Source organism: Collinsella sp. AF19-1LB (assembly GCF_003459655.1).
Classification (GTDB): domain Bacteria; phylum Actinomycetota; class Coriobacteriia; order Coriobacteriales; family Coriobacteriaceae; genus Collinsella.
Genome location: NZ_QRWO01000004.1, coordinates 80,125 through 94,343 on the forward strand (window position 1 = coordinate 80,125; position 14,219 = coordinate 94,343).

Consider the following 14,219-nt stretch of genomic DNA (forward strand, 5'->3'; position numbering starts at 1 on the left):
GAGCGTAGCAATAGAAAGGACTCCGCTTTGAGCATCACGCCCCTCGATAGCATCCGCCGCGCCATCGCCCGCCGCAATGGCGTCGCCGACCCCGCCATAGCGAGCAGCGGCACCGCAAAGGCCCAGGGCGGACGCATCGAGAACGGCCTGTTCCCCGCATCGCACACCGCCGAGGAGCTCGCGCGAATCCAAGAACTAAGCCAACGTAACGCCGGCGGTCCCGACAGCAGCCAGGCCACACGCCGTCGTCGCGAGCGCGATCGCCAACCCGGCCCCATCCACCGCATGGTCAATGCCTGGTGGAACCGCCTGCTCGGAGCCGTCTACGGCGGCGGCTTCTCCACGCAAGAAGCCGAGTACGAAGATCACGCCACCCGTCGCGACTACCTTTGGAATACCCTGGGCACCGCCGTGTGGGGCATGGTGTTTCCGTTGCTCACCATCGTGTCCACACAGCTCGTGGGCGCCGAGGAGGCTGGCAAATTCTCCATCGCCTTTGTCACCGGCACGCTCATCATGATCGCGTGCAACTACGGCGTGCGCAACTTTCAGGTCTCGGACATCGACGAAAAGACCTCCTTCGCCTCCTACCAGCTCAACCGCTGGCTCTGCGGAGCGCTCGCGCTGGCATGCGGCCTGGTGTACAGCAGCGCCCGCGGCTACGATGCGCAGATGGCCACAATCGGCCTGGGCGTCTACCTGTATAAGGTGATCGACGGCATTGCCGACGTGTACGAGGGCCGCCTGCAGCAGGCCGACAAACTCTACCTGGCCGGCATGAGCTAAACGCTACGATCCGTCGGCGTCATCGCGGTCTTTAGCGTGGCACTGTTCCTCACGCGCAGCATGCCCATCGCCGCCATGGCCATGGGCATCGCCGCGATTGCCTCGCTCGTGCTGGTCACCGCCCCGCTCGCCCTGCTCGAAACCGAAAAATCACGCCGCATGAGTCTGCGCGAGGCTGGCCACCTGTTTGTCCAGTGCGCCCCGCTCTTTGGTGCGCTGTTCCTGTTCAACCTTATCGAGAGCATGCCCAAGTTCGTGATGGAGGGCACGCTGGCATACAAATATCAGCTGTACTTTAATGCACTGTTTTTTCCGGCGCAGGCCATTTTGTTGAGCATTGGATTTATCTATAAACCGCAGCTCCTACGTCTGTCGAGCATTTGGGCGAATCCGCGCAAGCGTCGCCGCTTTGATCTGATTATTGTTGCCGTTATGGCACTGATCGTAGTCATTACTGGAGCGTGCGCCGCATTTATGGCAGGCCCCGGCATTCCCCTCATGAGCTTTATGTACGGCCTCAACTTTGAGCGCTACCGCACGCTTGCACTGCTAATGGTTGTCGCCGGCGGCGTCACCGCGGCAATCGACTTTATCTATGCCATTATCACGGTGTTGCGCCACGCCGGCGATGTCACCAAGATCTACCTGATCTGCTTCGCCGTAAGCGTGGTGGTGCCGGTGATCCTGATTAAGCTGCTGGGTCTGATGGGCGCCGTGGTGAGCTACCTAGCCATCATGGCCCTACTCCTGGTGCTGCTGATTATCGAATACGCCCACATCCGCCAACGCATCGAACGCGACCGCAACCCGTACGGCGCCTAATTGGCGCAATGGGGGGTCTCGTTGCGGACGATTTGCGACACGCAAAACTAAGTGAGTAGACTTTTGCCGAATCCCTGACCACACCGGCAAAACACAAGTCAGTGACCTGCGGTTTTGTTGAGGCAAATTTGCCGGCTGCTCGGCATTTCCAAAAAAGTCTACTCACTTAGCCAGCGGGCAGCCAAAAAAGAACCGTCGCAACGTCGTTTGACTCCGTTGCGACGGTTTTTTGAGCATTTTCGCACTGCCGAGGACGCAGACGCTCCTCATTTCTCGCGCTTACCGAGCAAAAAGGCGCTATTCTCCGAAAGTAGTCAAAAAAGCTCCGTCCCAAATTAGCTACCCTTTGCACCGATTATTCGCCTGGGTTGATGTTCGCATAGAACTCGGCGCCGTCATCAAGGCGCAGGATGCCCACGCGACCGAACTCGGAGCCGGTGGCGGCGGCGCAGTCGATATCGATGCGATCGGGCACACCGGCGGTATCCTCGCCACCCAGACGCACAATCTGCCCGCGGCCCGACTCCTCATCGAGTCCCGCAAGGCCACCTACCTCGCAATAACGCCCGAGCGACACCGTTGGCGTGTGGCCGCTCACCACGACCGGCCCCTCGCCCTCGGCAGAAAGCAGTCCCGTCGGCGCATCCCAATAGCCGTGACGAATCCACAGCAGGTCATCGAACGACTGCACGGCGAGCATTTGCCGCAGCAGCTCGCTATCGGCATCGACCGCTCCCCTGCCGTCACCGCAATCGACACCATGCTCAAGCAAAAACGCGCGCGCCGCCTCGGTCTGGATGCCGGCATGCACCAGCAGGTACGGGCGCTCCTCGGTCTCGGCCACCGCGTAGAGCGGCAGCGCGGCCATCCATCGCACGAGCTCCTCGTATGCCTCAAATTCCATGTCGTTGAGCTGCTCGCGCGTCGTCCAGCCACCGTTGATATCCCAGGTCTCGGCATCGAGCGGATCCTGGCCAATGATGGCATCGAGCATGATCTGCTCGTGATTGCCCTTGAGCACGTGGGCGTTGGGCAGCGAGCGCACGAGCTTAATAACGCCGACCGGATCGGGCCCGCGATCGATCATGTCGCCCAGCACGTACAGCGTGTCGTCGGACGTCAACGAGATCTTAGACAGGGCCTCGTCAAGCGCACGCACGTGCCCGTGAGCATCAGATGTCACATAGATCGCCATGGTACGCCTCTCCTTGCATTGCGGCCGAAGCCCGGCGCCGCAACTAAAACTTCAAGTTGAACTTAAACGTTACCCATTGTACTCCGTTGCAATAAAGCTGGAAAGGGTTTCCAAGCAGAGGCAAAGACGGCAGCCGTCTATGACGATATCGCGCACGCCCGCAATCCAACCCCATAAACCCACCATCTTTGGGTACAAATAACCGCAGACAACTGACCGTGCCACGCCAACCACCCAGGAGCGGACACCATCCATGAACCAGATCCTTCTCTTTATCGGCCTCGTTATTATTCTGTGCCTGACCATCAAGCCCGTCGGCAAAAAACTCCCCTTCCCCACCCTGCTCATCTTTATCGCGCTCGGCATGCTGTTGGGCGTCAACGGCCCGGCTCACATCGACTTTAGCGACTACGCGCTCACCGAAACCGTCTGCAGCACGGCGCTGCTGTTCATCATGTTCTACGGCGGTTTTAACACCAACATCGACCGTGCCAAGCCCGTCGCCGCGCCTGCGGTGCTGCTGAGCACGCTCGGCGTCGTCATCACTGCCGGCATTACCGGCGTGTTCGCGCACTTTGTACTGGGCTTCGACTGGATCGGCGGCCTGCTGCTGGGATCGGTTGTGGCGTCCACCGACGCGGCCAGCGTCTTTAGCGTTCTGCGCGAGCACAGCCTTTCGCTGAGGGGCGGCACCGACTCGCTGCTCGAGGTCGAATCGGGCTCCAACGACCCCGTCGCCTACATGCTCACCGCCGTGCTCGCCACACTCGCAGCCGGCGGCGACATCAACATTCCCACACTGCTGGCCAAGCAGATTATCCTGGGCGTGGGCCTGGGCCTTGCCATCGGCTGGGCGGCGGGCCACCTGATTGAACGCGCACGCGCAACAGCCGAGGGCGCGCAGACCATCTTTTTGTTCGCCGTGGCAATCGTCGCCTACGCGCTGCCGAGCTACCTGGGCGGCAACGGCTTTTTGGCCGTGTACCTGGCCGGCATTGTGCTGGGCGCGAGCGACATCACCGGCAAGGTCGAGCTGGCGCACTTCTTTGACACCCTCACCGAGATGGCCGAGATGACGATCTTCTTCTTGCTCGGCCTGCTCGTGACGCCCGCCCGCCTGCCGCAAATGCTGCTGCCGGGCCTGGCGCTCATGGCGTTTATGCTCTTTGCGAGCCGTCCCATCGCCGTCGGCATGCTCCTGGCGCCCTTTAAGACGAACCCCCGCCAGGTCGCGCTCGTAAGCTGGGCGGGTCTGCGCGGAGCAGCTTCGGTCGTCTTTAGTCTCTTTGCCGTGGTGGCAGGTGTTCCCGGCGGACACGACCTATTTGACCTGGTGTTTGTGATTGCCGTGTCTAGCATTGTGGTGCAGGGCTCGCTGCTGCCGGCGGTGGCGAAGAAGCTCGATATGATCGATGCGGAAGGCGACGTGCGCCGCACCTTTAACGATTACCGCGACGAGGACGGCATGTCGTTCGTCAAGCTCAAGATGGGAGCTGGACATCCGTTTGCCGGACGTTCGCTCGCCGACATTGGCAGTGCGACGGACATGCTTGTGGTTCTGGTGCTGCGCGACGGCGCGCACCCCGTGCTGCCCAACGGCGATACCGTGATCGAGGAAGGCGACCTTCTGGTTATGGCCGCCCCGACGTTTGAAGAGCGTGCCGAGGTTACGCTGCGCGAGGTCACCGTGACCCCCCACGGTCGCCTGGCCGGCCAGCGCCTGCGCGATGTGCCGCAAGGCAAGCACCCGTTTATCGTCGTGATGCTCAAGCGCGACGGCCAAACGATCATCCCCGACGGCAACACCCTCATATACGCCGGCGACGAAGCCGTCATCGCCACGCTGGCGTCGTAGTGACCAGGGGTTAGCTAATTTGCGACGAAGAAATCAAGCGCCTAGAGAACCTCATGCCTTCGCTCGCAGATTTGGATTTGCCCGAGGAGTAAAGCACCCCTCCCCCATGTAACCATCCTGTAAATCATAGCGGCGCACTCGAGTTTTACCGTGATGCGGTCGCGCCTGACGCTCCACTGTGCTAAAGTATCCCGAACGTTCAAACGACTACGAGGGGAACTAGAAGATGGCACGTGTGCACAACTTCTCAGCTGGCCCGGCCGCACTGCCTACAAGCGTGCTCGCCGAGATCGCCGACGAGATGATGGACTACCGCAGTTGCGGCATGTCCGTGCTCGAGATGAGCCATCGATCTAGCATGTACCAGCAGATCATCGACGACGCCGAGGCAACCCTGCGCCGCCTGCTGAGCATCCCCGATAACTACCGTGTTCTGTTTTTGCAGGGCGGCGCCACGCTGCAGTTTGCGGGCATCCCGATGAACCTCATGCGCCGCGGCCGCGCCGGCTACGTCGTGACCGGCAACTTCGCCAACAAGGCGTACAAGGAAGCCGCCAAGTACGGCGAGGCCGTGCTGCTCGCGAGCTCCGAGGACGCCAATTTCGACCGCATTCCCGCCATGGCCGACATCAACGCGCGCATTGCCGCCGAGGCCGCGGGCGGCGGGCTCGACTACGTCTACATCTGCCAGAACAACACCATCTTTGGCACCATGTACCACGAGCTGCCTAACTTCGGCGACGTACCGCTGGTCGCCGATGTCTCGAGCTGCTTTTTGTCGCAGCCGCTCGACGTCGAGCGCTACGGACTCATCTACGCCGGCGCTCAGAAAAACGCCGGCGCCGCGGGCGTCACCGTGGTTATCGTGCGCGACGACCTGATCGCCGACGGTCCAGCCTTTGCGCAGACGCCGCAGTACATGGACCTTAAGACCCAGGCCGCCAAGGGCTCCATGCTCAACACGCCCAACACCTTTGGCATCTACGTATGCGGCAAGGTGTTCCGTTGGGTGGAGCAAACCGGCGGACTTGCCGCCATGACCGAGCGCAACTGGGCCAAGGCCAATCTGCTCTACGATCTGCTCGAGCACAGCGAGCTGTTCCATGGCACCGCGCAGACCGGCAGCCGCTCCATCGCCAACGTCACCTTCCGCACCGACGATGCCGGCCTCGACGCCGCCTTTGTCGCAGGCGCAGCCGAGCACCAGATTCAAAACGTCAAGGGCCATCGCCTCGTCGGCGGCATGCGCGCCAGCGTGTACAACGCCGTCACCATGGAGGGCGTGCAGGCGCTGGCCACGTATATGAAGGACTTCGAAGCGCAGCATAGTTTGAGCCCGCGATCTAACTAGCCCGCAACGAGCGGGCCGACCAGCCACTTCAAACCACTTGTTTTAAACAAACCTGCTAAGGAGCTTTCCATGCGCAAGATCAAGACCATCGACGACATCACCAAAGACGGCGAAGTCGAGTTTGGCGAGGGCTACGAATTTGTGAGCACCGCCGAGGAGGCCGACGCCATCCTGATGCGCTCGACCGACCTGCACGGCTACGAGCTGCCCGAGGGCATCCGCGCCATCGCCCGCTGTGGCGCCGGCGTCAACAACATCCCCGTCGAGGAGTACGCCAAGAAGGGCGTCGTTGTCTTTAACTCCCCCGGCGCCAACAGCAACGCCGTCAAGGAGCTCGTCCAGGGCATGCTGGTGCTTTCGAGCCGCGGCGTGGTGCAGTCGATGAACTGGGTGCGCGACAACGCCGACGACCCCGATATCCAAGTCGACGCCGAGAAGGCCAAGAAGGCCTTTGTGGGTCGCGAGCTCAAGGGCAAGCGCATTGGCGTCATCGGCCTGGGCAACGTGGGCTCCAAGGTCGCCAACGCCTGTGTCGATCTGGGCATGGACGTCTACGGCTACGACCCGTTCATTTCCGTCGAGCACGCGTGGGTGCTGAGCCGCGAGGTGCAGCGCGTGGGCACGCTCGAGGATCTGTGCCGCGGCTGCGACTACCTCACCGTGCACGTGCCCAGCAAGGCCGACACCATCGGTATGATCAGCACCGAGCAGATTAACCTGCTAGCGCCCGACGCCGTGCTCATCAACTACGCGCGCGAGACCATCATTGACGAAGACGCCGTCGACGCCGCCCTGCGCGAGGGCAAGCTCAGCTGGTTTAGCTGCGACTTTGCCACGCCCAAGACCGTCAAGATGCCCAATACGTTTATCACCACGCATTCGGGCGCCGGCACCGGCGAGGCCGAGGCCAACTGCGCCGACATGGCCATCAGCGAGCTCAAGGATTACCTGGAAAACGGCAACATCGCGCACAGCGTCAACTACCCCGCCTGCAGCATGGGCAAGGCGCGCGCCGCAAGCCGTATTGCCTGCCTGCATGCCAACGTGCCCAACATGATCGGCCAGATCACGGCCATTCTCGCCAAGGACAACGCCAATGTGCAGCGCATGACCAACGAGTCCGCTGGCGAGAACGCCTACACCATGTTCGACACCGATGAGCACCTGGACGGCAGCACGATCGAGGCGCTCAAGCAGATTCCGTCGATGTATCGCGTGCGCGTGATTAAATAGCGCCGGTGCCAAGCCTGCCAGACAGACCACGAAGCCCATTCGCCCCCCCCCGTATTCACGAAACGGGGGGGCGATTTTGTTGCTCCGGACGACTTTAAAATGATACCCAGAACAAGTTTTTTCAGATAATCGATAGTGAGGCTCCAGTCGCTAAGCACACCCGCTTTGATAAACAGCTTTATCAGGGACTTTAGTAGGTAAAAATCGGTCTCTATGTGCCGAATGTAAGTTGACTGTCTATTTTCCGAAACAACTTATTCTAGATAGCATTTTTAGGGTCCCTCCAAGGCAAAATTGAAGCCTTTTTGCGACCAGAACTCTAGCTCGCGCTACCGTTTACCCACCGCGCGACTACATTCCCGCCCAATCGATAAAAATCTCCTCACGAAGCCGCCGTTCGAGCTCCTGCTGTCGCGGCGTCTTGTCTTTCAGCGGCACATCGAGATAGGACATGATGAGCTCCATCACCACGCGGAAGGCATCGAAGTCGGCCAGCTGACCATAGGTCATCAGAACGACGGGATATCCCATGGCTTGCAAGGCCGTCGTTCGATCGGAGTCCGAAATCTTGGATTCAATGGATCCGTGAATGGCTTTACCCTGGCATTCAACCAGACACTCTCGGCTGCCGTCCTTATTTGCCAGCAGGATATCGGCATAGCGCCTATCAAGCCCCGAAATCAGGCGGGCGCTGCGCGTCATACGAATCTCAACGTTATTGGTAAGGCGCAGCCCTTCGCCGCCGCGCAACCTCGTAAGGCCAAACAGCATCGAAGCCTGGACCTCGAGCGGCGATGCTGCCACCCCCGTAATGCATTTCGCGGCTCGTATGAACGATTTAGCGCCGCGGAGCCCCCGGACCTTATCGACGAACTCTGTAAGCTCAGAGAGCTCGATCAAGGGAGGTCGTTTCCACAAGTCCGTTGGATTCCCCGAGACATCCTTTACGTTTTCCCAGCCCGACCGTGCGTCACTCCATCGGCTCCCATATGCCTGCTCAAGTGCCGACTTTACCTGAGGCGCAATCTTGCACACGGCAAAGGTGCCGCACATCTCATACATGCACATGATTAGACGCTCGTTTGAGACCGAGGAAGCCAGGGTCAGCAGGGTAAAGAGTGGGGACGCAACATCGAAGCCAAACTCCGTCTGCCGCACGGAATCAAACGGCCTCTCCCCGTTCCAAACATGCCTGACAATGCGATCGCCCTTACGTCCGCAGCTGCCCTGCGCCAACACGTGTAACGGGGTGCCCAGGAAATGCGTGACGAGCGGATGCTCACATAGGTGCTCCCTGCGCGGATCGTCCGCAGAATCGGGCAGGTCCGGCATTATTGCCAAGACCTGTGGAGGTATCCGGTGATACCGAAAGGCAGATATGTCGCACAGCATGTCGTCCATGAAGGGTACGTACCCACCGCATCGTTCGTAAACCCGCCTGGACGGCAAACGCGCTGGCTCGGCCTGCGAACGGTAAATACCGCTGCGCGCACGCCGCGGATCTCTCAAGAGGCTTACAATCGGTTTGGAAAGCAGACTGATTGTGAGGTTGCATATGGTTGATGAGGACTTTGCCTGGCGGCTTGCGCAGGACCTTGTGAAGATTGACAGCTCAGACCCGGGCGCGTATGAGGATGAAATTGAGCGCTTCATTAAGAGGCTCATTGAGCAGCAGCTGGCACAACTTGATAGTTCTGCGCTCGATGCCGTGCAGATTGAGGAGCTCGAAGTGCTGCCCGGGCGCCGCAACCTTAAAGTCACCGTGCCGGGCCAAAGCGACGAGCCGCGGCTGGTCTATATCTGCCACATGGATACCGTCACCTTGGGCGATGGCTGGGACGCAGACATCGCACCGCTTGGGGCGGTTGTGCGCGACGATAAACTCTATGGCCGCGGTGCCTGCGATATGAAGGGTGGCCTGGCCTGCGCCATTGCCGCACTGGTCCATACGCTCGAGCGCGTGGCGGCAAGCGGTGAGCTGCCCCGACGTGGCTTTTCGCTCATCTGCTCGGTCGACGAGGAAGACTTTATGCGTGGCTCCGAGGCGGCCATTGATGCCGGCTGGGTCGGTTCGCGCGAATGGGTGCTGGACACCGAGCCCGCCGACGGACAGATCCAGGTGGCGCACAAGGGGCGCACATGGTTCGAGATTGAGATGGCAGGCGTCACGGCGCACGCGAGCCAGCCTTGGAAGGGCGCCGACGCCGTCGCCGCCATGGCAGAGGTCGTCTGCGCGTTGCGCCGCGCGTTCATGGCGCTGCCCGTACACGATGAGCTGGGGCCATCGACCATCACGTTTGGACAGATCGAGGGCGGCTACCGCCCCTATGTCGTGCCCGACCATGCCAAGGTCTGGGTCGATATGCGCCTGGCCCCGCCGACTGATACGGCCGCCGCGACGCGCATGGTAGAGCAGGCCATCGCCGGCGCCGAAGCCGCGGTCCCCGGCTGCCATGGAAGCTATACCGTGACAGGCGACCGCCCCGCCATCGAGCGCGATCCAAGCTCTCCCCTTCTGGCTGCACTCAAGCGTGCCGCCGATGACGTGACGGGCACAGACACGACCGTCGGCTTCTTTACCGGCTACACCGACACTGCCGTCATTGCCGGCAAGACAGGCAACCGCAATTGTATGAGCTACGGCCCCGGCTCGTTGGCGCTCGCGCACAAGCCCAACGAGTATGTGCCCCATGCCGATATCGTTCGCTGCCAAAACGTGCTCATCGCGCTTGCCGATAACACGCTCTGGGACGCAAGCGGCCAAGTTGGGGCATAATAAGCCGCGAACAAACCGACTCGCGCGTTAGGACCGCCCATGAAAGCACTTCCATTTCCCTGCATCCGCCCAGCTCAGGACCGCGTGCTCGAGGCGCTGCCTGCGATGGGCGGTATCCTGAGCGGCAACGACGCCCTGCGCGGCGCCATTGCTGACGGCCTAATGCTCAAGGATCCAGGCGCGGCGTATTACGTGTACGAGTGTTCGGGAGAGCTGGGACGCGTGACGGGCGTTGTGGCAATTTGCCCGGTTGGTGTACTGACGGACGACAACGCGTCCTCCGCAGATGCGGCCGCAGCCGCCCGCGCAATCGCCGAGCTTAAGGTGCAGCCTCGCCCTGTAACGCTCGCCTACGAAGCCTCGCCCGTCATGGATATCATCCTCGGCGCCGCCAAAGAAGGCGCGTCGCTCTATGCCGTCACCGACCCCGCCGGCATTACGCACCGTGTGTGGGAGGTCAAGCGCGAGGACGCCGTTGCTGCCATCCGTGCCATGCTCGATCAGGCACCCGACCCCGTGTTCGCCGGTGACTCCGCCTATGCCGCCGCACTGGCTGGGGCATCGCAGATTCTGGCCGATGAGGCCCGTGCCGCCGGAACGTACACCGGCAAAGAGCCGTTCAACTTTGCCGTAGCTGCGCTCTTCCCCGCCGCGCAGGTCAGCGGCGGCGCGCCGCAGGTTCCGACGGGTCTGCTCACTCACCAGATCTCACGGTTCTAGCGGACTCAAACGCGAAGCTGGAAAACCCAGCATCCAAACAAACAAGGGGCAGGGATGCAATGCCCGTGCATGCATCCCCGCCCCTTTCGCATCAAACAATTTCGCCGGCAAACCGCGCCGCAACGCCAGCGCTACCCGCGCTGCGGGCCTACTACCGCTACAAGCGGTTCAAGCCCCAGCTCGCGCGCGTAATCCTCCTGCGTAAAGACTTCGACCAACTCAAACGTGTCGGATTCGTCGTCAAACGCAAAGTGCAGCACCGAGCAGTTGCCCGGCACGCGATCGCGCTCGTCGGCCGCCGCACCCTTCACGTGATCCATAAACTCCTTGATAGCCGAGCCATGGCTTACCGCGAGCACACACGTATGGTCCGGACGCTGCATGAGTTCGGTCAGCGTCGCCACCATGCGCTCGCGCACCTGGATCTGGCCCTCGCCGCCAAATTGACGATAGAAATCGCGCCACGGGCGCTCGGGCATAAGCATCACGCGCTCGGCCTCAAAGTCGCCAAAGAACCACTCACGCAGGCCGTCCAGGCGCTCGTACGCCAAGCCCGGCCACAAGTTGGCGATAGTCTGCTCGGTGCGATGAAGCGTGGAGGTGTAGGCATGATCGGGCTCAATGCCGCGCGCACGTAAAAACATGCCGGCGCGCGCCGCCTGGTCGCAACCCAACTGCGTAAGCGGCGAGTCACTCCACCCCTGAATGATACGCTTAAGGTTGAATATCGTCTGTCCATGACGGACCAGATACAGATCTTTATTCATAGGGGTCCTTTCGTTCGTTACCAACCCAAGAGCGAAAACGCCCCGTCGCAATAGCCAAAATGAAGCACGGCACCGTTGTCGGGTAGCTCTCCCCCGCCAGTCACATACTCAAGAAACTCCTGGCAGGCTGAGCCGTGGGAAACCGCCAGCACGCAGTCGTGCTGCGGCCGGGCCATAATACGGGACAGCGCCGCGACCATGCGCGACTGAAGCTGCACTTCCGACTCGCCGCCAAAGGCCACCGGATAATCGCCCCAGGGCTGCGGCGGCATCTCGCGATTTGATGTGCCCTCCAGCGAGCCAAAATGCCACTCACGCAGGTCATCGACCAGCTCAATGGAACGGCCCTCGCCAACGATAAGCTCGGCCGTATGCCGCGCCCGGCCCAACGGCGAGGAATACACATGATCAAAGGCCACGCCACGCGCCGCAAACGCCGTACGCGCCGTCAGCGCCTGCTCGCGCCCGCGCGCCGTAAGCGGCGAATCGTGCCAGCCCTGCAAAATGCTCTGCACATTGAGCTCAGTCTGCCCATGCCGCACCAAATACAGATCTGCCACACGCTCTCCCCTCGTACCACCACAAAGGGGACAGGCACCTTTGTGGTGGTTTACCGTCTGATCACGCCGCGGTGACGCTCAGCTACACCAGCACGTCGGCGAGCGGGCGCTTGGGTACGTGGTGCACCTGCGCATCGTCACGCCAGTAATTAATTGAGCCGTCGGGGTTGGAATCGATCGCATCGATCATCTGCGTCTCGGCCGGCACGCCAAAAGCCATGATCAGCTTGAGCTCATACTTGTCGTTATCGAGCCCCATAGCATCGATCGCGTGGGGCGTAAAGGCCTTGAACATGCAGGCTGCCACCTCGGGCGTGGCGCTGCGAGCGGCGAGCATCATCGTCTGCGCGGCAATGCCCGTGTCGACCTCGGTGATGGGCGCGGCGGGCTTACCCGGAACAGCGCGCTCGGCAAGAATCGCGATGTAGCCGGTCGGACGCTCGCCCTCGGCAGGACCCGACCAATCCTTAAGCGCGCCGGCCCATGCAAGCTCATCAAATACACGCGCGCAATCCTCGGCACCGCTCACCACATGAAAACGCAGACGCTGAGCATTGGCGCCGCAGGGAGCCAGGTGCGCCAGTTCCGCCAGCTCGAGCAAAAACTCGCGCGGCACGCGCATGGACTCGTCAAAACGGCGGCACGTACGGGCGCGGCGGACCAGCGCGTCAAACGTGTCCAGGCCAAGCTTTTCGCAACCCTGCTTTGCCATCGACTCGGCGCTTACCGGCGCCGCGGGAACAGCTTCGTTCATAAGACCCCCAATAAAAGCATATTGTTCTTAAGAAAATCTAACCTAAAACGTAGGCAATTACACACAGCGGCGCAATGTTCCACACCTGTTGAATATTCCGCATCCAAACGGGAACAAAGGTAACAATTCGGGAAGATGAGGCTCCCATTCGCCCTTCCCGCCCCACGCGACGGCGCCCTTGGGCGATACTGGTTGCAAGAGCTACGGCTTACGCCGCACGGAAAGGAGACATCATGGGCATCTTTAAGAACGATGACAAGCAATCGAGCGCGTTTGGATTTGACGAGAAAAGCATGGCAGGCAAGGCCGTCAAGGCCGTGCGCTGGATTTACGCCATCACGGGCGTCTTGGCGCTCGTCGCCGGCATCGCACTGCTGTTTGCGCCCGCCAAATCCCTCGTCTTCCTGACGACCGTCTTGGGCATCTACTTTGTGATCACGGCCGCGATCAGGCTGTTTACCGCTGTTTTCGAGCCGCTGCTGCCCACCGGCTGGCGCGTTACGAGCATCATCTCCAACCTGCTCATCATTCTGGGCGGCGTCATAATCCTGCGCAACCAGGCCTTCTCGACCGCGACGCTCACCACGCTCGTGGTGGTCGTCGCCGGCTTTGGCTGGATCGTCGAGGGCGTCATGTCGATTCTGGAATCCGAGCTTTCCGCCAACCGCGCCCTCGCCATCCTGAGCGGCGCGCTCTCCATCATCGCGGGCATGTTCGTGTTTATCTATCCGCTGTGGTCGGCCAAGATGCTCGTCATCTTTAGCGGTGCCGCGCTGCTGGTGTTTGGCGTGACGCTCATTGTTCGCGCCATTCAGTTTGGCAAACTGGTGCGCTAGATGCCAAAGACGCTCTTTATTGATGCCGACGCCTGCCCGGTCACGCGCGAGTCGATTGACTGCGCGCGGCGGGCGGGCGTCGCCGTTGTTATCGCCGGCAACAGCACGCAAAACCTGGAACGGCACATTCGCCGCGACGACCCGCGCGATGCCGAGCACGCGCGACGCGGCTTTTGGATCACGACGCTCGACGTGAGCGTGGGCGCCGACAGCGCCGACTTTGCCATTGTCGAACGCCTGCAGGCGGGCGACGTGGTCGTGACGCAGGACATTGGCTTGGCGAGCATGGTGCTCGGGCGCGATGCCGCCGCTATCGGTGTGCGCGGGCGCGTCTACGACAAAGCAACCATCGACATGCAGCTGTTTATTCGCCACGAGGAAAAGAAGGTACGCCGCGCCGGCGGACGCACTCGCGGTCCGGCAGCATTTACCAGCGAAGACCGCGCCCGCTTTAAACGCAACCTCACCGAGTTGCTGCACTAACCAAGGTAGGTTTTTGGGACATGCCTAATAATCTACCTTTTTGTTTGGCTCTGTTAGACCAGAATTGACATTTAGCACTTT

At 61.2% G+C, this 14,219-nt stretch carries 14 protein-coding genes; 9 read left to right on the plus strand and 5 right to left on the minus strand.

Annotation, left to right across the window (positions count from 1 at the left end):
- The first annotated feature begins 27 nt into the window (after positions 1-27).
- Both DWX39_RS11190 and DWX39_RS11195 read left to right on the plus strand, forming a co-directional pair.
- The gene (locus tag DWX39_RS11190; protein ID WP_233508920.1) at positions 28-786 is read left to right on the plus strand and encodes a hypothetical protein; all 759 of its coding nucleotides are present in this window, start codon (positions 28-30) and stop codon (positions 784-786) included.
- Positions 787-822: 36 nt separating this feature from the next.
- Entirely contained in the window at positions 823-1,608 is a 786-nt protein-coding gene (locus tag DWX39_RS11195; protein ID WP_233508918.1) for a lipopolysaccharide biosynthesis protein, read from the plus strand.
- 355 nt (positions 1,609-1,963) lie between these two features.
- Here the strand turns inward: DWX39_RS11195 and DWX39_RS02165 are convergent, their stop codons facing one another.
- Positions 1,964-2,803 (minus strand): metallophosphoesterase family protein, encoded by an 840-nt coding sequence (locus tag DWX39_RS02165; protein WP_117655697.1) that lies wholly within the window; start codon positions 2,801-2,803, stop codon positions 1,964-1,966.
- Between the two features lie 253 nt (positions 2,804-3,056).
- Here DWX39_RS02165 and DWX39_RS02175 point away from each other — a divergent pair, with 253 nt between their 5' ends.
- From DWX39_RS02175 to DWX39_RS02185, 3 genes are all read left to right on the plus strand, one after another.
- Entirely contained in the window at positions 3,057-4,658 is a 1,602-nt protein-coding gene (locus tag DWX39_RS02175) for a potassium/proton antiporter (RefSeq protein ID WP_117758344.1), read from the plus strand.
- A 226-nt stretch (positions 4,659-4,884) separates the two neighbouring features.
- Positions 4,885-6,009 (plus strand): 3-phosphoserine/phosphohydroxythreonine transaminase, encoded by a 1,125-nt coding sequence (gene serC, locus DWX39_RS02180; protein WP_117758345.1) that lies wholly within the window; start codon positions 4,885-4,887, stop codon positions 6,007-6,009.
- Between the two features lie 69 nt (positions 6,010-6,078).
- Positions 6,079-7,242, plus strand: a complete 1,164-nt coding sequence (locus tag DWX39_RS02185) for a phosphoglycerate dehydrogenase (RefSeq protein WP_117758346.1) — start codon at positions 6,079-6,081, stop codon at positions 7,240-7,242.
- A gap of 351 nt (positions 7,243-7,593) precedes the next feature.
- Here the strand turns inward: DWX39_RS02185 and DWX39_RS02190 are convergent, their stop codons facing one another.
- Positions 7,594-8,574 (minus strand): hypothetical protein, encoded by a 981-nt coding sequence (locus DWX39_RS02190; RefSeq protein WP_147336366.1) that lies wholly within the window; start codon positions 8,572-8,574, stop codon positions 7,594-7,596.
- 211 nt (positions 8,575-8,785) lie between these two features.
- Between DWX39_RS02190 and DWX39_RS02195 the strand changes: the two genes are divergently transcribed.
- Together DWX39_RS02195 and DWX39_RS02200 are read left to right on the plus strand one after the other, a co-directional pair.
- On the plus strand, positions 8,786-10,018 hold the full coding sequence (locus tag DWX39_RS02195) for a M20 family metallopeptidase (RefSeq protein ID WP_233512202.1): 1,233 nt from the start codon (positions 8,786-8,788) through the stop codon (positions 10,016-10,018).
- 39 nt (positions 10,019-10,057) lie between these two features.
- Entirely contained in the window at positions 10,058-10,738 is a 681-nt protein-coding gene (locus DWX39_RS02200) for a DUF1015 family protein (protein ID WP_117758349.1), read from the plus strand.
- A 131-nt stretch (positions 10,739-10,869) separates the two neighbouring features.
- Here DWX39_RS02200 and DWX39_RS02205 read toward each other — a convergent pair whose 3' ends face one another.
- From DWX39_RS02205 to DWX39_RS02215, 3 genes are all read right to left on the minus strand, one after another.
- Complete coding sequence (locus DWX39_RS02205; RefSeq protein WP_117758350.1) at positions 10,870-11,505, minus strand: histidine phosphatase family protein; 636 nt, start codon at positions 11,503-11,505, stop codon at positions 10,870-10,872.
- Positions 11,506-11,522: 17 nt separating this feature from the next.
- Positions 11,523-12,065: a histidine phosphatase family protein gene (locus tag DWX39_RS02210; protein WP_055252053.1), complete on the minus strand. Its 543-nt coding sequence runs from the start codon at positions 12,063-12,065 to the stop codon at positions 11,523-11,525.
- 82 nt (positions 12,066-12,147) lie between these two features.
- Complete coding sequence (locus DWX39_RS02215; RefSeq protein WP_117563980.1) at positions 12,148-12,819, minus strand: nitroreductase family protein; 672 nt, start codon at positions 12,817-12,819, stop codon at positions 12,148-12,150.
- A gap of 233 nt (positions 12,820-13,052) precedes the next feature.
- On the opposite strand from DWX39_RS02215, the gene DWX39_RS02220 reads away from it, so the two are divergent.
- Positions 13,053-13,655, plus strand: a complete 603-nt coding sequence (locus DWX39_RS02220; protein ID WP_117583774.1) for an HdeD family acid-resistance protein — start codon at positions 13,053-13,055, stop codon at positions 13,653-13,655.
- Entirely contained in the window at positions 13,656-14,138 is a 483-nt protein-coding gene (locus tag DWX39_RS02225) for a DUF188 domain-containing protein (RefSeq protein WP_117758351.1), read from the plus strand.
- Positions 14,139-14,219: the final 81 nt, after the last annotated feature.

What these genes read in the sequence shown, in the direction of transcription:
- DWX39_RS02205 (WP_117758350.1), bottom strand. Translation starts at nt 11,505, where the DNA reads ATGAATAAAGATCTGTATCTGGTCCGTCATGGACAGACGATATTCAAC.
- serC (WP_117758345.1), top strand. Translation starts at nt 4,885, where the DNA reads ATGGCACGTGTGCACAACTTCTCAGCTGGCCCGGCCGCACTGCCTACA.
- DWX39_RS02175 (WP_117758344.1), top strand. Translation starts at nt 3,057, where the DNA reads ATGAACCAGATCCTTCTCTTTATCGGCCTCGTTATTATTCTGTGCCTG.
- DWX39_RS02165 (WP_117655697.1), bottom strand. Translation starts at nt 2,803, where the DNA reads ATGGCGATCTATGTGACATCTGATGCTCACGGGCACGTGCGTGCGCTT.
- DWX39_RS02190 (WP_147336366.1), bottom strand. Translation starts at nt 8,574, where the DNA reads ATGCCGGACCTGCCCGATTCTGCGGACGATCCGCGCAGGGAGCACCTA.
- DWX39_RS02200 (WP_117758349.1), top strand. Translation starts at nt 10,058, where the DNA reads ATGAAAGCACTTCCATTTCCCTGCATCCGCCCAGCTCAGGACCGCGTG.
- DWX39_RS02215 (WP_117563980.1), bottom strand. Translation starts at nt 12,819, where the DNA reads ATGAACGAAGCTGTTCCCGCGGCGCCGGTAAGCGCCGAGTCGATGGCA.
- DWX39_RS02220 (WP_117583774.1), top strand. Translation starts at nt 13,053, where the DNA reads ATGGGCATCTTTAAGAACGATGACAAGCAATCGAGCGCGTTTGGATTT.
- DWX39_RS02225 (WP_117758351.1), top strand. Translation starts at nt 13,656, where the DNA reads ATGCCAAAGACGCTCTTTATTGATGCCGACGCCTGCCCGGTCACGCGC.
- DWX39_RS02185 (WP_117758346.1), top strand. Translation starts at nt 6,079, where the DNA reads ATGCGCAAGATCAAGACCATCGACGACATCACCAAAGACGGCGAAGTC.